18 protein-coding genes and 1 pseudogene are annotated in these 20,025 nt (G+C 50.8%); 7 read left to right on the plus strand and 12 right to left on the minus strand.

Annotated features, from left to right (window positions below; genetic code table 11):
• The first annotated feature begins 180 nt into the window (after window positions 1–180).
• Window positions 181–978 (plus strand): aldo/keto reductase, encoded by a 798-nt coding sequence (locus ACGYLY_RS23780; protein ID WP_395285412.1) that lies wholly within the window; start codon window positions 181–183, stop codon window positions 976–978.
• 129 nt (window positions 979–1,107) lie between these two features.
• Here the strand turns inward: ACGYLY_RS23780 and ACGYLY_RS23785 are convergent, their stop codons facing one another.
• Window positions 1,108–1,815: a DUF4386 domain-containing protein gene (locus ACGYLY_RS23785; RefSeq protein WP_395285245.1), complete on the minus strand. Its 708-nt coding sequence runs from the start codon at window positions 1,813–1,815 to the stop codon at window positions 1,108–1,110.
• Between the two features lie 226 nt (window positions 1,816–2,041).
• On the opposite strand from ACGYLY_RS23785, the gene ACGYLY_RS23790 reads away from it, so the two are divergent.
• Window positions 2,042–2,422, plus strand: coding sequence for a nuclear transport factor 2 family protein (locus ACGYLY_RS23790; protein WP_395285246.1), 381 nt, complete (start codon window positions 2,042–2,044; stop codon window positions 2,420–2,422).
• Between the two features lie 21 nt (window positions 2,423–2,443).
• Here ACGYLY_RS23790 and ACGYLY_RS23795 read toward each other — a convergent pair whose 3' ends face one another.
• From ACGYLY_RS23795 to ACGYLY_RS23810, 4 genes are all read right to left on the minus strand, one after another.
• The gene (locus tag ACGYLY_RS23795; RefSeq protein WP_395285247.1) at window positions 2,444–2,803 is read right to left on the minus strand and encodes a hypothetical protein; all 360 of its coding nucleotides are present in this window, start codon (window positions 2,801–2,803) and stop codon (window positions 2,444–2,446) included.
• Between the two features lie 216 nt (window positions 2,804–3,019).
• Window positions 3,020–4,102: a TrmB family transcriptional regulator sugar-binding domain-containing protein gene (locus tag ACGYLY_RS23800; RefSeq protein WP_395285248.1), complete on the minus strand. Its 1,083-nt coding sequence runs from the start codon at window positions 4,100–4,102 to the stop codon at window positions 3,020–3,022.
• A 369-nt stretch (window positions 4,103–4,471) separates the two neighbouring features.
• Window positions 4,472–5,698 carry an AI-2E family transporter gene (locus tag ACGYLY_RS23805; RefSeq protein ID WP_395285249.1) on the minus strand — a complete coding sequence of 409 codons (1,227 nt, stop codon included), beginning with the start codon at window positions 5,696–5,698 and terminating at the stop codon, window positions 4,472–4,474.
• Between the two features lie 81 nt (window positions 5,699–5,779).
• On the minus strand, window positions 5,780–5,977 hold the full coding sequence (locus ACGYLY_RS23810) for a hypothetical protein (RefSeq protein ID WP_395285250.1): 198 nt from the start codon (window positions 5,975–5,977) through the stop codon (window positions 5,780–5,782).
• 105 nt (window positions 5,978–6,082) lie between these two features.
• On the opposite strand from ACGYLY_RS23810, the gene ACGYLY_RS23815 reads away from it, so the two are divergent.
• Entirely contained in the window at window positions 6,083–6,391 is a 309-nt protein-coding gene (locus ACGYLY_RS23815; RefSeq protein WP_395285251.1) for an antibiotic biosynthesis monooxygenase family protein, read from the plus strand.
• Window positions 6,392–6,404: 13 nt separating this feature from the next.
• On the opposite strand, the gene ACGYLY_RS23820 is transcribed toward ACGYLY_RS23815, so the two are convergent.
• Window positions 6,405–6,761 carry a DNA glycosylase AlkZ-like family protein gene (locus ACGYLY_RS23820; RefSeq protein WP_395285413.1) on the minus strand — a complete coding sequence of 119 codons (357 nt, stop codon included), beginning with the start codon at window positions 6,759–6,761 and terminating at the stop codon, window positions 6,405–6,407.
• A 317-nt stretch (window positions 6,762–7,078) separates the two neighbouring features.
• Window positions 7,079–7,954, minus strand: coding sequence for a winged helix DNA-binding domain-containing protein (locus ACGYLY_RS23825; RefSeq protein WP_395285252.1), 876 nt, complete (start codon window positions 7,952–7,954; stop codon window positions 7,079–7,081).
• Between the two features lie 472 nt (window positions 7,955–8,426).
• On the opposite strand from ACGYLY_RS23825, the gene ACGYLY_RS23830 reads away from it, so the two are divergent.
• Window positions 8,427–9,665 (plus strand): RNA-guided endonuclease InsQ/TnpB family protein, encoded by a 1,239-nt coding sequence (locus ACGYLY_RS23830; protein ID WP_395285253.1) that lies wholly within the window; start codon window positions 8,427–8,429, stop codon window positions 9,663–9,665.
• A gap of 84 nt (window positions 9,666–9,749) precedes the next feature.
• Here the strand turns inward: ACGYLY_RS23830 and ACGYLY_RS23835 are convergent, their stop codons facing one another.
• Together ACGYLY_RS23835 and ACGYLY_RS23840 are read right to left on the minus strand one after the other, a co-directional pair.
• A complete protein-coding gene (locus ACGYLY_RS23835; RefSeq protein ID WP_395285254.1) occupies window positions 9,750–10,673 on the minus strand; it encodes an NAD-dependent epimerase/dehydratase family protein in 924 nt (307 codons plus the stop codon).
• Between the two features lie 496 nt (window positions 10,674–11,169).
• A complete protein-coding gene (locus ACGYLY_RS23840) occupies window positions 11,170–12,489 on the minus strand; it encodes a sulfatase (protein WP_395285255.1) in 1,320 nt (439 codons plus the stop codon).
• Between the two features lie 216 nt (window positions 12,490–12,705).
• Between ACGYLY_RS23840 and ACGYLY_RS23845 the strand changes: the two genes are divergently transcribed.
• Window positions 12,706–13,905 carry a glycosyltransferase gene (locus ACGYLY_RS23845; RefSeq protein ID WP_395285256.1) on the plus strand — a complete coding sequence of 400 codons (1,200 nt, stop codon included), beginning with the start codon at window positions 12,706–12,708 and terminating at the stop codon, window positions 13,903–13,905.
• Here the strand turns inward: ACGYLY_RS23845 and ACGYLY_RS23850 are convergent.
• The gene (locus tag ACGYLY_RS23850) at window positions 13,882–15,387 is read right to left on the minus strand and encodes a flippase (protein ID WP_395285257.1); all 1,506 of its coding nucleotides are present in this window, start codon (window positions 15,385–15,387) and stop codon (window positions 13,882–13,884) included. The genes ACGYLY_RS23845 and ACGYLY_RS23850 overlap by 24 nt on opposite strands.
• 288 nt (window positions 15,388–15,675) lie before the next feature.
• Between ACGYLY_RS23850 and ACGYLY_RS23855 the strand changes: the two are divergent.
• Window positions 15,676–16,313: pseudogene (locus ACGYLY_RS23855) on the plus strand (IS6 family transposase).
• Window positions 16,314–16,806: 493 nt separating this feature from the next.
• Here the strand turns inward: ACGYLY_RS23855 and ACGYLY_RS23860 are convergent.
• Window positions 16,807–17,412: a DUF4330 domain-containing protein gene (locus ACGYLY_RS23860; protein WP_395285258.1), complete on the minus strand. Its 606-nt coding sequence runs from the start codon at window positions 17,410–17,412 to the stop codon at window positions 16,807–16,809.
• 136 nt (window positions 17,413–17,548) lie between these two features.
• Between ACGYLY_RS23860 and ACGYLY_RS23865 the strand changes: the two genes are divergently transcribed.
• Window positions 17,549–18,817 (plus strand): hypothetical protein, encoded by a 1,269-nt coding sequence (locus ACGYLY_RS23865; RefSeq protein ID WP_395285259.1) that lies wholly within the window; start codon window positions 17,549–17,551, stop codon window positions 18,815–18,817.
• A gap of 31 nt (window positions 18,818–18,848) precedes the next feature.
• Here the strand turns inward: ACGYLY_RS23865 and ACGYLY_RS23870 are convergent, their stop codons facing one another.
• Window positions 18,849–19,967, minus strand: coding sequence for a glycosyltransferase (locus tag ACGYLY_RS23870; RefSeq protein ID WP_395285260.1), 1,119 nt, complete (start codon window positions 19,965–19,967; stop codon window positions 18,849–18,851).
• Window positions 19,968–20,025: the final 58 nt, after the last annotated feature.

The raw sequence follows: 20,025 nt of genomic DNA on the forward strand, positions 1-20,025 counted from the left end.
CTTCCCGCCATCTCTTCCCGAATCGGCAGGGGAGTCCCGCCGACGGAGATCCCCGACCGGCGCACAGAGAAAACATCGATGACATTCGTCGAACCCTATTCTCCCGGAACGGGGGACAACGGAATCGGGAGATGGCGAAACGGCCACACCTTTCACAAGCGACTCGCTCCATCGAAACGTATGGACGAACTCCCGAACATCGGACTCGGAACGTACAAGAACACCGACCCGGAGCAGTGCGCTGACATCGTCTCCATTGCGCTGGAAACCGGCTATCGTCACGTCGATACCGCACAGGCCTACGACAACGAGGCGCACGTCGGTGACGGTGTCGAACGCGCGGACATTGAACGCGACGACGTTTTTCTGGCGACCAAGGTGTGGGACGACAAACTCGCGTACGACGACGTGCTGGAGAGTGCGGACGACAGCCTCGATAGGCTCGGTGTCGAGAGCGTGGACCTGTTGTACGTCCACTGGCCGCGGAACACGTACGATGCCGAGGAAACCCTTCAGGCGTTCGACGAACTCCGCGACGACGGGAAAATCGACCACGTCGGCTTAAGCAACTTCACACTCGAACAACTGGACGAAGCAAAGGACGTCCTCGACGCGCCGATATTCGCCCATCAGGTCGAGATGCACCCCCTGCTCCAACAGGAGGAACTCCACGAGTACGCGCGCGAGGACGACCACTGGCTCGTCGCCTATGCGCCGATAGCCCGCGGGGAAGTGACCGATGTGGATGAGATTCAGGAGATCGCGGAGAAACACGATACGACACCACAGCAGGTGTCGCTGGCATGGCTTGCCGCGAAGGAGAACGTGGTTCCCATCCCGAAGACGTCGAGCGAGGACCACCTCCGGGAGAACTTGGAGGCGGGAGAACTGGCGTTGGACGAAGTCGATATCGCGGCGATCGACGCCATAGAGCGCGAAGAGCGTCTCATCGACCCAGACGACGCGCCGTGGAACTAGTGACGCACGATTGAATCGGTCATTCGTCGCCGTTTGGCTTTCGTCGACAAGTAGTGTCGAACGAGGCGCGGAGGGGCCACCATCACGACGACAAGTTGATGCGTTAATGATAGATATCTACTCTGTATTTCACACCGTTTCTGATGTCAAGTTTGACTCGGATAGACGAAATCCTTTGATGATCAACCAAAATGCGAGAACAACTTCTTGTAAGACCAATGGGGTCGATAACGCGATGAATTCGCGGGATATCACGCTGATAATCGAAAAGAGGATTAAAAAGCTAGCTAGTATTCCCAGTATATTTCCGACAAAACCGAAGACGGATAACCATCTCGGGATCAGTTTTGTCTTGTAAAACACATAGTATAAGATCAAGTTACCCAAGCCTGTAGACGACATTACTCCGACATGGTTCACCAAGTCACGTCCCAGTCGCAATAACTCTCCGAAAGTTCGAATATATAATCGATCGGCAGTTGCAGCGGTCACGTATTCCTGGCTCAAGAACACGAACAATGGCAGAAGTATCACGCCGATTAGTTGAAATACTTGAGCAATTATTCGAAACCCGACGAACCCAATCGCTAAACTTTCGCTGTACTTACTCACGATTGGATACAAAAGAAGCGCAAATCCCAAATATATCGGAATTAATATAAATTGGAACGATGCTCCCATCAGCACTCGATTCTGGTTTTCAGAGGCTTCGATGAGATAATTCGGACTTTCCACAGCGGGGACGATACTGAACACTCCCACAATAATTCCGAGAAGAATCAGAATTCCCGAAAACAGTGCGATCTTTCTGTCTTTAGATATCTCACTCAGCTCCATAATATTATGTTCGTATTTGTACTCATATATCCTTTGACCAGCGCTCTCAATTCGAAGTAACGACACTCCCTACGACGATGAAATGACTTTCAATGAGCTATCCCGTGTGTTATCTACTCGACAAAATCACGCCCGGTGGGACCAATCGGTCGATACGAATCCATCCTCCCGGCCAGAGCGAGTGAGAAAAACACCTTTGGGACTCCCCGACGGATGGTCGTTCGTCATGAACGCCGACGATGCCGAAGTCACCGTCCGAAAGTACTACGAATCGCTTCGTCAGGGCGAACCGCTCTATCCATATTTCGCGGAGGACGACTCGCTGGTCAAGTTCGGGATTTCAGAGCGACTCGTCGGATACGAGGCAGTCGCGGAAGGGTTACGCGAACAGACCCGCGAGACCGAGGACTGGGCGGTGACGAGCCACGAACTGCGAGTGGCCGAACGAGACGGTTACGCGTGGTTTTCCGACACGGTCGATATGGCGTGGACGGACGCGACGAACGGAACACGCCGCGAGTTCGATACCCGGTGGAGCGGAACGCTCGTCGAACGTGACGGTTGGACGTTCGTCGGAATGCACGTGAGCGTTTCACACGAGTTGTAAATCGCTCGCAGCGACGGCACATCACCCGGTGGTAAAGAAGGGAGCACCGAGACGGTCGACCGTCGGCGTGGGGGTGATGATTCGTGAAACGGTATCGTACGTTACCATTCCGGCGTCCGCGAGGAACGGAACGTCCACGTGGTGAAGTGTCACGCGGGTTCGTCGCTCGTCGGAACGGGTCGGTCCTCGTCCCTCTGCGTTGGCTTTCTTCCGCGCCAGACGGGAAGCGAGTTCCGACAACTGCACCGCACCGTTGTCGCGGAGATACGTGAGAACGGCGCGGCGTCGCCAGTCCGTGACAACCGACGCCATTTCGGGCGACGACAGGTCGAACGCGGTCATATCGGTTCTCTCGTCGCGAAGTGTGGAGTTCGAGTTCATGGATGATACACCCCGAGTGTCGCAGCGAGAACCACCGAACAGGGGATCGGTGGAACCCTGAGTGACCCGGTTACACGACTGTAGAAACGGTGGATGATTATGGTTTCTCACCGATGTCTCAAAACTCTCGATTCGTAGTAAAACTTCAAAAGTGGGCTCACTAATGGGTCCGACGGGAGTGTTTCGAGGGTCGATGAGTGGGTCACCGAAAGGGACTTAGACGGGTCGATCCACCGCTTCGAAAACTATCTCGCTTGCCTCGACGTCTTCGATTACTGCACCTTTCCCGCCGACGGACACGGTCCCATCAGATGTCTTGAGGATGAAGGCCGCTTGTGCGATCAGCTGGAATATCGACGGATTCGCCTCGTCGTTCGAACCGTCGCCGTACTCGATTCCGATAACCTCTCCTCGAAGCGTGCACGGATAGTTCGTCTCTATCCGTCGACCGTTCACTCGTACCTCGATCGTCTTTCCATCGCTGAGAAGTGGCGATATTGTTCGAATGAAGCTTCGAATCTCACCGAACGTTATCGGCAACCGAAGGTCTTCATCGGCATAGACGAGATCCGCGGCTTCGAACAGTCCCATCAGGTAAAACCAAAGCAAGTACTCGTGTAACGGGTCCTCGACCATGAATCCGTACTCGTCAGTGGTGTCGATGTTCAGCGCTAAGCTAGCCTTCTGGTGGTCGATTAACGCGACGAACGGTTTCCCACGGCAGGGGATGGTCCGATACAGTTCGGTACAACTGGCTTCCAAGTCGAACGTTTCGAGCGAGATCGCTTCGTCGGGGCGTGGATGGACAACGGCGTATATTTGCACCCCCCGTGAGTGAGCTTCTTGAAGAGTAGGCTGAAGCGCCTGAAATTGTGGCGGCATCAGCGCCAATAGCACGTGATGCTCGGCAGCTTGGATGTCCCGTTTCGTTCGTTCGAAGACGGTGTCGAACCGTTTTACAACGGTGATTTCGTGGTCATCCGTTTCGGGCTGCTGCCAGCGATCGTCGATCTCCTCGATTGCATCTTGAAACCGACTGACGCGTGTTCGAACGCTATCGAGGGCTTCCGAGGGAGGAAGCGCGCGGGCATAGAGGCGGTCTTGCTCGTACGTCACGATAAATCCGTCTTCCTCCAACCCGTGGAGTATATCGTAAATTCGTGGGCCTGGAACTCCGCTCGTCGTCGCCAAATCGCTCGCCGCCGCCGAGCCGAGTTCGAGAAGCGTCACGTATGCTTTCGCCTGATACGGGGACAGCCCCGCATCTTGTAAAACGGAAATGAGTTCTCCAGTATCCATTCTAATCGTTGATCCCGTGTCGATAAATCTTGATCGGAGCTTTGCTTCGCGAGGGCTCCTGATCGGTTTTTAGGCAGCATTCGCGGCAGCGGCGATCAACCACCAATTCGTGCCGCTCCCGGGTTCTCTCTTTTTCTGCTCTGCTTTGGGTTCGTCGCGTCTGTGATTCCAATCCATCGCAACTGAACGTGGACGACGTGAGTAGATAAGAATTGTCAATATTATTAACAATAGGTGTTGTAGTACAACGACCGTTGTTCCACTTCGTTCGGAACCGAGGAAATTCCCGAATGGCTCGAAACGGACCGTGCGACGAGGCGATTCAATGGGACGAATGTCTACCGTCGTTCGGGTCGTGATACATCGTCCTCACTCCCCTCCATCGGACGATTCAGAAGGGGTATCCGATTCCGATGGTTCGGTATCGGCCGCATCGGCGGAAGTCGTATCAGGGACCGGATCCTCATTCGCATCCGGAATCGGGTCCGCGGCGGTGGCAAACGGCGTTAGCTCTCGGCCGTGCAGAAGGTCCGGGAGGATGATCCGTGCGCCGTGAACGAACAGCACCAGCAGAAGTGGACCGAGGAACAGTCCGTACCACCCGAAGAGGAGGGGGCCGAGGATATAGGCGAAGAGGACCAGACCCACGTGGAGATTCCGACCGGAGATGTACGGACGCAACAGGATTTCGGTCAGCCCATCGACGATAACCGCCGCAACCACGAGAAAAGCGAGCGGAAACCAGATCGACTGTGGGGCGGTGACGATGGACCGACCCACCAGATACAGACCGATCGGTACGTACACGATTTTCATGCCGACGACGGGAATCAGACTGCCGAGCCCGGTCAAGAGGCCCAAAAGAACTGCTGCGGGGATGCCCACTTCGGGCGGGGCAATACTATCGAGTGCCGTGTAGGTTATCGCGGCGACGATGGCGACGACGAACGCGTTCAGAATGTTTCCGAAGTAAATCGTTTCGAGGTCTGTATCGACCTCCGCCAGATATGCGTGCGTCGCGCTGTTCTCCCCGCTGATTTGTGACGAAAACCATCGAGCGAGTTTTTGGTCGTCCCGAAGGAGGTAGAACGCGATAACGAGTGCGATGAACACGTGCAAAAGACCCGATGCGGCGGCACCGAGATAGCCACCGGCCGACGTTAGGACCTCGCTGGCCGTTCGAGGGTCGAGATACCGGGTGAGCTGTTGTGGATTTGAAATGATCTGATTGATGGCATCTTGTGGGTTCTGTCGCCCGAGAACGCTGCGGAGGTACGGCCCCAACAACGACTCATACTGCTCGAAATCGATCCCCGCGAGTTCGCCCAGTTGCTGAATACTCACGAACACGGTGTATGCGATGAGGAGTATGCCTGGGAAGGCGAGCGTTCCCAACGCGAGCCCTGCTGCGAGGCTACGTGATTGGACGCGATGGCTCAACCGACGATAGATCGGCCGCGTCGCGTAGTAGACGAACAGTCCGAGGACGATGGTTCCGACGTACGAGTAGAGGACAAAGGCGAAAACCAAACCGAGTGTCCCGAAAATGAGCCACCAAGCGGTCCGTTCGCGATCCCGTGTGGGGTCAACGTTCATATCTCAACCGTTGAGGAAATCGCTTTAAAGAGCTTTTCCCGAGATATCGATCGCCAGCGCGGGGACCGGACGGAACGGCCATCACGATCGCGAATAGTCGATCTTTCCCTCGTCTTCGCTCATTCGGATCCAGTAGAGACGGCCGTAGGGGATGTGCAGATACCCTTCTTCCTTGAGATTCAATCTAATCCCTTCCACCCGACCCGAATCGGAGATGTTGTCGGCGTCTATCTCCTGTTCGTTGGTCCCGTCTGGTCCGTCGTACACTATTTTTGCCATACCTTACAATCGAGACCCAGTTCAATAAACGTAGGTTCTATCGCGGTCCGCTTCGAAGGCTCGAGCCGCGATGAGGTTTTGGCTCGATACGACGTGTATCATCGTATGATCGTCCGCCTCTGGCATGGGAAGACACCAGCAGCGAAAGCGAACAGGTACCTCGATTTCTTGAAGCGACGAGCGATACCCGACTACGAGTCCGTGGACGGTAACCGCGGTGCGTACGTCCTCCGACGATTCGACGGCGACGAAGCGCATTTTCTCACCCTCTCCTTCTGGGAATCGGAGGCCGCAATCGAGCGATTTGTCGGTCCCGACATCGAGACAGCGACGTATTATCCCGAAGACGACGAGTATCTCCTGGAGTTCGAACCGACAGTACGACACTACGAGTTGTATTCGTCTGAGGAGTGACCTCACAGGCCGCTTACTCCCTGTCTGCGTATTTGATCTCGCGTTCCGTTGCAGCGCTCGCCGCGAAGGCGAGCAACCGATTCCCTTCCTCTGAAAGGGCGCCGCGCTGTTCCCCCGAAGGCGACTCGAACGGCTCGATTCGAAGCGTAGCAGCATCGCGTGTCCGTTCGAGACGCCAGAACCCAGTCACGAACCCGTCGATCAGAACGGTCCCCTTGGCGGATCGCTCGCTGATGACCCGTTGGCGATGTTCCGGAGGAAGTATCCGGGAGCGGTCGGCGTGGGAGAGCAACGCGTTATCGAATTCCGGAAGGAATCGAGGTGGCGCGTGAGTGTCCGAGTCGGGAACGGTGCGTCGGGGACGTCGAATAGTTCGCGGCCGTCCGTATCACGGAAGGTTCGGAGCTGTGAACGGAGCCGTCTTTAATCAGCGAGGGAATCCCGGCCTTTAGGCCGGGCGGGAATCGCGTAAACTTCACTACGAAATCGCCGAAACCGGCAGGCTTAGGACCCCTCGTTGCGTAACTACTCTTGTTGGAAGAAGGCGGCAGAACAGTCGCTGACGCTGATTTCGTTGGTTGCGCAACCACAGCACGTCTCGGCAGGGCAAAAGAGCCGAACGCGGTTACAGTCGCTATCGTTCTCGGTTGGACCACGCGACTGTTCTTTGTCGAGACGGGTTAACAGTCACCTGCCCCTGGAATCGGGAACGATGACCGCGACACGTCCGAGACGGTCCGTGTGAAGCCCTATATGGGTGCGTAGCAGGGATAGAGCGCGAGAACACCGGTAAGAAGTTGTGTTCCTGGCCTGGTCCGGCCACACACAAGCCCCGGCGTAAACGTCGGGGTAGGTGACGACGTCACCCAATCCCGAAATTCCGGACCACGTCCGCGCGTCGGCGGCAGTAGCCGGATCGAACGCGGCGAAGTATCGCAGGACCAACTCGTCGAGCATTCTTGAGTCGGTGGTTGAGCTCACCCGCTCGCCGAGCCAGTTCTCCGCTGTCGTCATCGCTACCGGGCCGTTCTTGCCCCAAATACCACGAGGCGGGACGTGCACAAGCGGATGTAGCATTCGGTTTACGAAAGCAAGGGCAGTGGCATCGCGGTTCGGCCACTCGGGAGCCAAAAAGTCGCGCAACTCGGCTTGAGTCAACGGCGCTTCCTCCATCAGGGTCTGTCCGACGGCTAGAACGGCCGCTGTATCCACTCCGTCGAGTTTCCGTTTTCTGTCGGCGTTCGAATACACGCTTCGTTCGAGGACGGGATGGAGAACTGGCCGGATTCGTACATAATCGCGAGCGGTTACCAGGTGGATCGTCGCGCGCATCATTGATGCGCGCACCGCTCGACGGTCCGTGAGTGACTTGCCTAACTCCTCGTGGCAAAAGTCAAGTAATCGCGTCCACAGCCCGATGTACGGATCCTCCGGTTTCTGGGACCGCATTCCAACCAGACGCTCGATGGCTTGCTCGGCTGACAATCGTTCGCGCCGAAGCAACGACTGTCGCGCCAACAGGGCTCTATTGAGCGTACGTCGGTTGAGAATGTCGGTAGTCATGGTGTCCACCGAGAAAGCCCGTGCAGAGTCGTGGCCGAGTGTTTGGTTCCCTCGATGCGGTTCGGACAACCAGCGGAATACGTCACTGCCATTTGAATCCCCCAAGTGTTATTCAACGTACGCTCGTCAGCGTATTAGCTGAATGCAGGCGCTAAGCCCCCTTCCTCAAGGAGCGAGCACCGCGAGCAAGTAGGAAGGGATACAGCGTCCCCAGAAATCGAAGATTTCTGGTGTGCGAACGAGACGCTTCGCGTCTCGTCAACGCCGTCATCGTCTTTCGTACACTGTTGTATTGCAGGTCCACGTAATCGATATGTTTATAGTGCATAGTGTGCAATGTGTGCATACAGTGAAGCGGAAGACTATCACCATCCGCGAAGACCAAGACGAGTGGATTGAGGAGCAACACCTCAACCTCTCATCGTTCATTCGCGAGAAGATAGACGAACTTATAGAGGAGCGAGAATAGTCAATGCGCACCGCCTACAGATATCCACTCAGTCCGACCGACAAACAGCGTTCGGCCATGGACTCACACCGCGATATCTGTAGGCAACTGTACAACCACGGACTCTATCGCTTTGAACAAATCCCCGAGTCGAGTGGGACTCTCAAGCAACGTGTTCGATCGATCCGTGACGAGATCCCTGATCTCAAGAAGTGGTGGACCGCACTCACCGACGTCTATTCGACGGTGCTTCAGACAGCCATCATGCGGATCGCAGACAACATCAAAGCACTCGGAGGGCTCAAAGAAGAAGGATTCAAGGTCGGTTCGCTGAACTGGAAGCGCCCACGCGATTTTCGATCGGTCACTTACACACAGTCTGGCTTCAAGCTCGACAAGAAGAGCGGTCAGACTGTGCTCCACCTTTCGAAAATCGGCGATGTGCCCATCCAGATGCACCGGGAGATCCCCGACGAAGCGACGATTAAACAGGTTCATTTGAAGAAAGAGCCAACCGGTGAGTGGTTCGCCAGTTTCAGTGTTAATGTAGACCGCGAACTCCCAAAGAAACCCGAGACACCCAAGACCGTTGTCGGCATCGATGTCGGGATTCTCAAATACGCTCACGATACCGACGGAACTGCTGTCGAATCGCTTGATCTCTCGGACGAACGCGAGCGGTTGGAACGCGAGCAACGAAAACTCTCGCGAAAGCAACACGGCTCGAACAACTACGAGAAGCAACGGCGACGAGTCGCGGAATGTCACGCCGACCTCCGCCGGAAGCGCCGTGACTTCTTGCACAAGCTGTCGAACTACTACGCCCGAGAGTACGACCTCGTAGCGGTCGAAGACTTGGACATCACCGGAATGATGCAGTTCGATTCAAATTCACGCAACCGAGCGTCCGCTGCATGGCGAACTTTTCTCCGGCTGCTCGAATACAAGTGTGAACGCGAAGGAACGCATTACGTTCCAGTGAACCCACGAGGAACTACGAAAGAGTGTGCGGCCTGCGGTGTGTCGTCTGACAAACCGCTGTGGGTGCGCGAACATTCGTGTCCATCGTGTGGATTCACGGCGGATAGGGACTCGAACGCGGCGTACAACATCCTCGTCCGTGGATTGAAGAAAGCGGATATAGGAGCGGGATGCTCCGAATCAACGTCTGTGGAGACTGCGCTCCCTACGGGAACTGCTGTTGTTCCTGCAAAGCGCGTCCTCGAAGCAGGAAGCCCCGTCCGCAACGCGCGAAGCGCGTAGGGAGGGGTAGTTCACCGAGCGCGCCAGGTTCGAACGCAACGATAAAACCACAAAAAGAGAAAAGAAATTGGGAGAGAAGTTTGACTATTGGTACTGCTGACAGACCGATTTCACGCCTTCTTCGAGTTCGATTTCGGGCTCCCAGCCAGTCTCTGCGTTTATCTGAGAGTAATCCGCCATCGTATCATGGACGTACACGGAATCCGGAATCGGGTTGTCGATGTACTCGGGTTCGATGTCAGTGCCGAGTTCCTCATTAAGCAATTCGACGAGGTCGTTGAACGAGATTTGTCTGCCAGTACCGAGGTTATAGACGCCCGTAAGTTGGTTCTCCGCAGCGAGAACGAGTCCGCGGACAATATCGTCGACGTGGGTGAAGTCGCGCGTCTGTGTACCATCTCCGAACAGAACAGGAGCTTCGCCCTTTGCCATATCGTCGGCGAACTGTGCGATCACGTTCGCGAACTCTTTTTTGTGCTCTTCTGCACCACCGTAGCCTTGATACACCGAGAAGAATCGCATCCCAGCCATATTCATATCATAGTGGTTGGCAAAGTACTCGGCGTACTTTTCGCGTGCGAGCTTCGATGCTTCATACCCGGTGTTAACCGTTACATCCATGGTGACGGGCGATGGTTCGGTTCGGTTGCCGTAGATGGACGACGTGGAAGCATAGACAACGGTGTCACAGCCATCGTCTCGAGCCTGTTCGACTGTGTTAACGAATCCCTCGATGTTCACTCGTGCACCCTTTGTTGGGTTTTCCTCGTGCATTTTGTAAGAAGAGAGGGCAGCGATGTGGAAGACCACGTCAACGTCTGTCGGGAGATCGTCATCGAGAACACTCTGTTTGTGAAATTCAATTCCATCATCGAGGTTTTCTGGTGTACCCAGATAACCATCGTCAACGACGATGACGTCGTTTTCGCTAGCGAGACTGTTTGCGAGATTCGAGCCGATGAATCCTGCACCGCCGGTAACGAGGACGCGTTTATCAGATAGTTGCATTTGCAACACTCTATTATTACCGCTGTAACGTGAATTTATATGCTGTTCGGTTTTCAAAGAGAATAACATATTTCAAGTCATTCATAGATCAAGATGTAACTTTCTTTTCTATGAATACTAATAACACTATGTAATCGCTAAGCACAAAATGTTCTATTCGAATACAGGGTACTACCATATGGGAATGGACAAGACTTTCGGGGTCTGTTATATGGTATCTCTACATCTCTGACATGGATCAATCAACCCTAACTATTCTTATTGTTGCTTCGTTTTCTGTTCAATTTGCCCTACAAAATAACTCTACACAGTTTGAAATGGGTTGAAACGCGAGTGCGTTCAATAATCACTTTGTCTAGAATCTCACCCAGACAGACGTAGCCATTCCCGAGTAAACGCCTGTCGAGAAGGTGGTTCTGACGAACACCCTTATGAATATGTCCTTTCTCATATACCAGATCTTCTGTCATAGTGGACAGTGAGAAGTCACTCATGATCACAAATATCCCATCTCTTGCAAGTTCTGTTTGACTTCAGCGGAAACCTGTTCGGTTCCCTTTGGTGGAAGCGGGGTCAACGAGTCAAGGTGCGATTTGAAAACTTCTCGCAACTCTGTGTTCTCTTTCGCTGGGCCCTCATAATCTCTTTTCTCCGGATACCAATGTAATTTCTCGTCTGGTGAACGCCATGCGGCGTATTGTCTTGGCAAAGGACGCTTCGAAGGATGTAATCGTTCGTTCTTTTCAACTACATCCTCTGGGGCAACGTAATTGACGAACGCTGTCTCTCGATCTCCGCTTCCGATACTGATGCTGTGGGTGTCGGGTACTTCTAAACCACAAAGATTCAGAATCGTGGGATAGAGGTCGTTCAATTGAACGAGGTCGTCGTGTTCGCCGGTTGAGATTGTCCCGGTTGGATCCCGAATGAGTAGTGGCACGCGAAGCAAGGCATCGTCGAGTGAAAACTGGTGGCCGAAAACACCGTCTTCACCGAAACATTCGCCGTGATCACCGAAGACTACGAGAATTGTGTTGTCCAGCTCGCCACTTTCACGGAGTGCTGTGACAACATCACCAACGAGATTGTCTGCTTGGCGGATACATCCGTGATACTGCTCTTTCATGGTTTCAATCGTGCGTTGGTTTGGCCAGAAATCTCCTGCATACACTTCCGGACGTTTCCCAAACAGCCGACGTTGTTCTATCTGATTCCAGAATAGTTCAATGCGTGAACGATCGGTGAATTCCTCGTAGTACGGTGAACGCGGAAGATACGCGTGATGCGTCCCCATCAAATGCGCGAACGTAAAGAAGGGACCGTCAGCCGATTTAATCTGATCTACTACTCGTTGTATTGTCGTTTCGTCTCTGGTCTTACGATCGTACGTGAGGCGGTCTCCAAGTCGTTTCGCTTGGAACAGCCGTTTTCGGATACCGGGATAGCTTTCACGCGGATGCGGAGTACGATGATATTTGAAGCCGCGGCTGACACCTTTCGTTCGTGTCCAACCATTGTACCCATACGCTGTCGTCGTCCAACCCTTTGATCGGAGAAGTTCTGCAAGCGTCGGATGGTCTCCAAGTACTTCGTCACCGCCCCGTAGTTGATGCTCATGCGGATAAAGCCCAGTAAATATGGATGCGTGTGATGGTTGTGTCCAAATTGTTGGGCTGATTACACTTCGGAAAGTCGCTGATTCATCTGACAACGCCTCTAGATTCGGTGTTGTCGGAATATTGCTTTCAAGAAATGAACAAGCATCTGCACGGAGACTGTCAATCGAGATAAAAACGACATTCGGTGTATCGGTCACATGCCTGTTTTTGGAGCACGCAGTAATAAAAATATATGCAATCGATTCGCAAGTTCCACTACATAATAAATATATGATGTGGATATTCGATACACTTTTACTGAAGATAGTTAAAGTATATCTATACACGTAACAACCTATATGACGATGAATCGCATTTCTCGTCTCTCACTGTAAAATCACAACCGATAAACGAGGCGCTCCCAAGGACCGTGCATGAACATCTTAGTAGTTTCCCACCTATATCCTTCGCCGGTAGATGAGTCACGGGGTGTCTTTGTTCATCATCAAGTGAAGGAGCTGATCAATAGAGGCCACCAGGTAACAGTTGTTTCGCCAATACCATTTGTCCCTCCGTTGCCATTTCTCCCTGAAAAATGGCGGAATTATAGGGCGATGCCTACCCAATGGACATATGAGGGAGTAGATGTCCGATCACCACGTTATATTGGAATACCGAAATCAAGGTCACAACCAATCAACGCACGTCTGTATCGTCGGAGGTTACAAAAAGAAATCGCCCGAATATCGGAGACTCAATCAATTGATATAGTCCATGCGCACGTCGCAATACCAGACGGATACGGAGCTATATCTGTTGCGGAAGATCTCAACATTCCTCTCGTCACGACGATTCATGGTGCGGACTTCTATCAAACGAAGGACGTGTGGGGGTGTCGCTCACTTATCCAACGGGTTTTGGATCGTTCTGATTCGGTTACGATCAACAGTTCTGTATTGAAGAAGCAAGGTAAACGCTACTTTGACTTCGATCCGACGATCATTCCCAATGGAGTGCCACTTGATCAAATCGACGCAGCAAAAAGCAAGTCCACAGAAATAGAACTCCCAAAGGACAAAATCATACTAACAACACTCGGATACCTCATTCCCAGGAAGGGCCACCGGACGGTGATCGACGCACTCGCGGAATTGAATCGGGAAGACATCCACTATTTAATTATCGGGGATGGACCGGAAAGAGAGAATCTTGAAAAATATACCCAACAAAATGGTGTGCATGATCGAACACAATTTGCGGGATACGTAGAAGATCAGCGAGACGTATTCTCTTTATTGTGGGAATCTGACATTTTTTGTCTTCCGAGCTACAATGAAGCATTTGGTGTCGCGTACGTCGAAGCAATGGCATGTTCGCTCCCTACGATCGCTCGGTCAGGTGAAGGACCAGAAGATTTCATTAAAGACGGAGTGTCGGGATACTTGTTGGATGAGAAAATAGGAGAGAGGACACTGAGCGAAATTCTCCATCATTTAGCCACGTCATCGTCTCTTCGTGATGATATAGGCGAACAAGCACGTTCAACTGTGGAGGAAAAATATACATGGGCAGAAAACGCTCGTCAAACCGAAGCGGAGTATCGAAAAGTATCAGGTAGGACCGATTGGAACTAACTTATTGGCTCTCTTTTTAACGAATTCTATATCAACGATTCCAGTAACCAAACATGCTGAGGAGAACAATACTGCTCCAATTGGGGGAAAGACGATCAGCGAAATAAATGGGGAAAGATTGATCCAAGTAGTCAAGGTCAGGTACGGGACAGCAAAGATCAATAGCGTTGCACCCAGTTGGATCGCTGTTTCACGTCGAAGTAGCCGAAATTCGGTATAGTGGAGAATAAGGAGCGACCCGACGACTACTGATGTGTATGAAATCCCCGTTCCAATTGCTGCACCTGTTATGCCAAATCGTGGAATGAGGATCACGTTTAAAATGATGTTTAGTACGAGCGCGGAGACGGTAACTGTCTCATTGTATCTCAATCGCCCGGTTGCCTGAAGCACTGGAACGATAACCCGATTTATACCGTAGAAGAATGTTCCAATGATCAATATCTGTAATGGGAAAACACTTGTTGAATATTCAGGGCCGAAGTAAATTGTGAGAAACTCTTTAGATAGCCCCAATAGTCCTACGCCGAACAGAATGAGAGAGAGGACTGCGTATCTCATGCTCGAATCAAGATCTGCATTGATGGCGTCTATATTTCGACTCGACCAATGTCGGGCGACATTCTGGAGCATCGCTCCTTGGATCGCTGCTGGAACAAACCAGATGAGTTCGGCTGGGAACAAAGCTGCCTGATATGCTGCTGTTTCAGTAGCTGACCGAAAGTAATTGATGAGAAGGATGTCGGTCTTATATAACATCAATGCAGCAATCCCACCGACAGCTTGGAGAGCACCGTACCGTACGAGTCGTCCACTGAGATTGCTCAACTCGGTTCGTTCAGTTAGCGAAGTAAGTCCGAATTCCTTGTGTACTAAGTAGACGACTGCTGGAATCATGACGAAATACGCTAACGTGTAGCCTACGAACACGCCTAATACTCCGAAACCAAGAACGGCCAATACAAGAGCAGAGGTAATATATACCAACCGTCGAGCGATATCGAGCTTTTCAGCGATGGCTTCCTGTTGCCGACCGTAGAAACCTGCACGGAACGAGTCGAATATGTTTCGAAGAATTACGGCGACAGCTAACACTATCAGATACTTCTCGTATTCCTGAGAGTGTACCCAGGAGAGATTCATGACGAAAAGGACAATAATCCCAACACCGAGGCCGTACAGAAGCGCCAGTCCCGTACCTCCAAAGAGCAATGTCGACTGTTTCGAATTTTGTCCGGTAAACCCAGCTACATGCTTTCGAATTGCACTGGGGAGGCCGATCTGAGAGACGACCGTAACAACGGTAAATAGAGAGAGAATAACTCCGTAAGTGCCGAATTGCGACTTCGTAAGGATTCTCACTAACAATGGTGTGAAAACAACACCGGATATTCTGACAATCATCCGTCCTGAAAGAATCGCACTTATGGATTTGCGAAGATCACTCATCGTATTATAGGATTTCCTGCTTGCCTCGGACACGTCGGGAACACTGCGTATTTGGGAGGGATTTGCATTGATATCTACTAATAGCTATTTCAGATTCTGCGATGGGCTCGGAGAGAATTACGTACGATCATATACTTCGTATTTCTCTAATGTAAAAGCATAACTAAAGTCTATCCGTCTCGTCTTCCGTATGAATTTTACGATCGCTCTTCTTCCTCATTCTATAACAAGTTTATTATAAAAAAATTTATATATCTGTAAGTTTGGCACTGTCTAGTTAAGCCAGTTTGAGAAGCGAGCAGTTCAGTGGTTTTGGTGTCTATGCTCAACCAAGAACTGCTCAGCCAGACGTTAGAGACCGCGAATCTTGAATGGTGGGAGCGTGAGCGGACGGCTGTTCACTCAGAGAAACACAAGCAATTCTTGCGCTCTTCGGCGTAAAACGCTCACATCAGGCGATCTTTCAGTGGGCTCGTCGGATATCTGACAGCGTGTCCGACCCGCCGTCGGCATCGCCAACGCGGGTCGCGGCCGACGAAACCGCTGTCAAGATTAACGGCGAGTGGTCATGGGTGTACGCTGCAATAGACACCGAAACAAAGCTGTTCCTCGATATCGAAGTGTTTGATCGGCATAGCACCGAGCAAGCGGCTGTATTTCTCGGCCAACTAGCCGAGAAACATGGTCTCTCGGACGCGGTGTTTCTCGTTGATGGCTACGGATATCGGACTGTCCTCTTTCGAATTGAGTTGCGCGGTCGGCTCGACTACACCGAGCGAAACCTCATCGAAAAGTGGTTTCACACGCTCAAACAGCGCATCGACCGCTTTCATACGTCGTGGGTGGGCAGTCGACCGAGCGTTCAGCGGTGGCTTGAACAGTTTGTGCAGTACTATAACCATCAGCGACCTCATCAATCGCTCCACAACCGAACGCCTGTCGAAGAGGAGCTAAACTAGACAATGCCGTAAGTCTCGAAGTAACAGTTTGAACGCATTTGCTCACCGATCGTCGGTTTGACGTTCTCTTTTTATTCTATTGGTTGGCCTGAGAGCGGCTTCCATAATACGAACTGAACTCTGGACCAAACTATAAGTTGAAATACGGGTGACCGTATCCATAGCAGATCTTAATACAGAATCTATATTTAGAGTATCTGATAAAGAAATCTGTGAGTGGTTCGAGATGCGAGACAGATGGTCGAATAGAGAATTCAGTGTACGAATGGTTCTTGCTTCATAAATGGTTATTTCTACTACTGAATCATCAACTGACCACAAAAAATCACTAATTTGATTTGAAAATTGATGTATTGGTAGTGAGTATCCTGTATTTTCAATAGTGCGTTTAGCTGACCCGAGAATGTAAGCGGAGTGGGACCGATTATACCATCGGCGAAGCGACTCATTAAGATCACAAAGAACCTTGTACACGACAGAGTTCGAGATCGAATTATGTGGCTTCATTTTCTTGGATAGCGACAACATTTCCGGAGAGGGAGACTCTCCCCAGGTCTATATCAATTGTTTGTCCGATTCCGATCGGTTTCTCGCTGTACAGTATCTCTGAATCCTGTTTCGTCGAACGAATCGTAATATTCATTGTTATTGTCTTAAGTATCGGATGCTCCTTTCCAACGAGTTCTCCGTTTTGATTAGTGACATAAACAATCGTCGGTGCAATCGACTTATTACGGACCTGGAGCACGCTGCTTTCGTTTATTGGTCCGGATGGTATCTTATCTACGACATATGGTTGTACTTCTTTGGCTCTAAAGGTGATTGTTACGTTTTGGGCAGAGTCTTTCTCTGGAATTGAAGTGGTTGTAGTCGATGTCGTTGCAACCGCTCCATTCGGATCGTTCGGGGAAGCGCTCGTAGTAACTGCTTGAATGGGATTAACGTCAAACACAACTGCCGCTCCCGTAATCGTCGCGACAAAAACGACTGCTAATACGAACAGATCGATAATGTTTATTCGTCCAAATAACTCCCCGTTATCATCTATTACTCTCATATTATTATCATCCTCAATTACGTCGGTGTCTATGAAAACCATAGGCATAGGGTCATTTAGAGTTTTCCTCATATCGACTGTAATCGAGAGGGAATTCCCAACATATACTAAGAAGAAGGATGAAGTAGAACCGTGAGCAGTACAAGAATATTTTTCAAATATTAAGAAGGTATTTCACATGGAAACTAACCGATTTAGAATAGCACCCACTATGAATAGGATAGTTACTGGTCAAATGTTTCAATATATCTCTTTCATATTACTGGCGAGTGCTCTAATAGGCCCCGCTCTTCCAGGGATACCAATTGCCTCGTACTATTTGTTCTTTTTTAGGTTATTTGCCATGTTCATCTATATCCCGATACTGGCGTATGGACTGGTTTTCAAAAAAATTGCCTCGATACGTGTCTCGAGGGCGGGAATGTATCTATTGATACTGTATAGTTACCTTGTCGTCAGTTTCGTCTGGGCTGACGATAAGTTGGCAGCGGTGTCTGAACTATTCATTCTCTCGCTTGCATTCTTAGTGATGGCCTCTATCATTATAACGGTCAGAAGTGAACGCACTCTCGAGAAATACTTCACAGTGCTCTCCCTCATTGCGTTACTATCTATCGGTATCGCTGGATGGGAACATTTCACCCAACACCATCTAACCGTGAGTCGAGTGAACGAACGGGCATGGTATTATCAGGATAAAATGTCGGCCTGGTATTACAACCGGAACGATTACTCTTTCTTCCTGACTATGTTTTCATCTATTCCTTTAGTGAATGCCCTCTTCCCAAACGACGATAAAAAATATAGAATGTTCAATTTGGCCATTTTTGTGGCTATTTTGGCAATCATTACCGAAAACGGTTCAAGAGCGGCGATAGTCGCCGTTTTTGTGGTAGTATTCACCTGTATTTCGTTGTATTATGCTAGACCCTTTATTCGACATTACCAACGTCAGATCTATGGTGTATTTACATTCCTAGCTTTCCTAGGCGCGACCATCGTCGTCGTATTAGTAATTGAGATTGGGAACCCGATCGGTCAATCCAGTTCACCGTCACTGTGGGCACGGTGGCAACTCATCAAGGGTGGACTCAAACTTGCATTCCAAACGATATTCGGTGCCGGAGTCGGAAACTTTACTCCGGCAGTCCGAAATATGTCCATCCCTACCGGTGGCATTGGAAGTCCACACGGTTGGTTGACGTGGGCCCTTGGGACAGTCGGACTCCCGGGAACGATACTGTTTCTTCTAGCGTATGGACGAATACTGGACGATCTCTTTTTCGAGTATCTAAATACAGGGGGCCCATTATTAATGATGTTGTTCGCCTCGCTCTTGTCATTCACGATCGGTGGTATTGGTCCTAGCGATGTGATAAGAATGAGTATCTTATGGGTGTTCTTTGGACTTGCAATCGCGTCCACCTCACTCGTTCGAAGTCGTTAATGAGATCTACAATTACCTATCAAGGCATTCCTCAGTTGGATAGCAAACTATTGTAGAGAGAGAGGAGCGTCTTTTGTTCTTGTTCCCAGGAGAACTTTTCGTGAATATGTTCTTGGCCATTGCCAGCAAGCTCAGTGTGGCGACCAGATCTTAAGAGGTCCTCAACGTCTTGACCGATGCAATTGATGTCGTGGAATGGGACAGTGATACCACAGTTGTCGGGAAGGTATTGATTAGTCATTGGCATTGATGAGGCGATTATTGGAAGGTCTGCATACATATAATCGAATAACTTGCTGGGTATTGCACCGACGCAATCTTCAGGTTGTGTCAGAGCTAGACCTGCGTCAGCGCCACAGAGGTACTCGAAAATATCAACATAATTTACCTCTCCAAAGAAAGTGATATTATTTTCAAGGTTGTTTTTCGAAATGATCTTGTCTGCTTGACGCTTTGCATCGGCACCGTCTATAGGTCCAATAAGCCATAGACCAACATCTAGTCCCTTATTGACGAGATCACGTGTCAGCTTGACCATCCGTACCATTCCTCGATTCGTGTTTAGTGATCCGACGTAGGCTAATTGATACTCGTGTTCTGAATGTCGTGGTGACTCCGGTAGTTCGATTTTATCAGCGATTGGATAGTTGTGGACAGTGACAGCCATCGGATGTGAAAACTGGTCTGTCACCCACTCTGTTGCGCCGATGAGTCCATCAAATCTACCTGCAGCAGCGGTCTGGATAAAGGGGAAACTTCGCCTGAGAATTGGTTTCACAACATTCGGGATCCATTCTCGACGTTCAATCTTGTTTGGATAGTTTTCGTGAACGTCGAAAATAACCTTTCCAGTAGTTGTTTTCGACAGGTACATCGCGGCCGGAATCAGCTCTGGGTCGTGGAAATGATAAACGTCAGCATTTTCACGGGCGGCCCGTCGAGCGGCCGAGGGAATATTCTTCCATCGGTCAGGACGTGATGTTGGTGTTCCAAGAGACTTTATTCGAATGCCGTCCACAATTGTAGAGGAGGGATGATGACAATAGAGAATGACTTCATGGCCGGCATCACGGAGAGTTTTACACTCCTTGTGGAAGATACGAGCGTCAAACGTTGTATGGACGGTCGACAGATGAACTACTTTGGCCATCGTTAGAAACTGAGGAACTAATAGTGGTAATTACTTTCGCTGTCGTTGCGAGGCAATT

It is taken from the genome of Haladaptatus sp. CMAA 1909, assembly GCF_043952005.1.
Classification (GTDB): Archaea; Halobacteriota; Halobacteria; order Halobacteriales; family Haladaptataceae; genus Haladaptatus.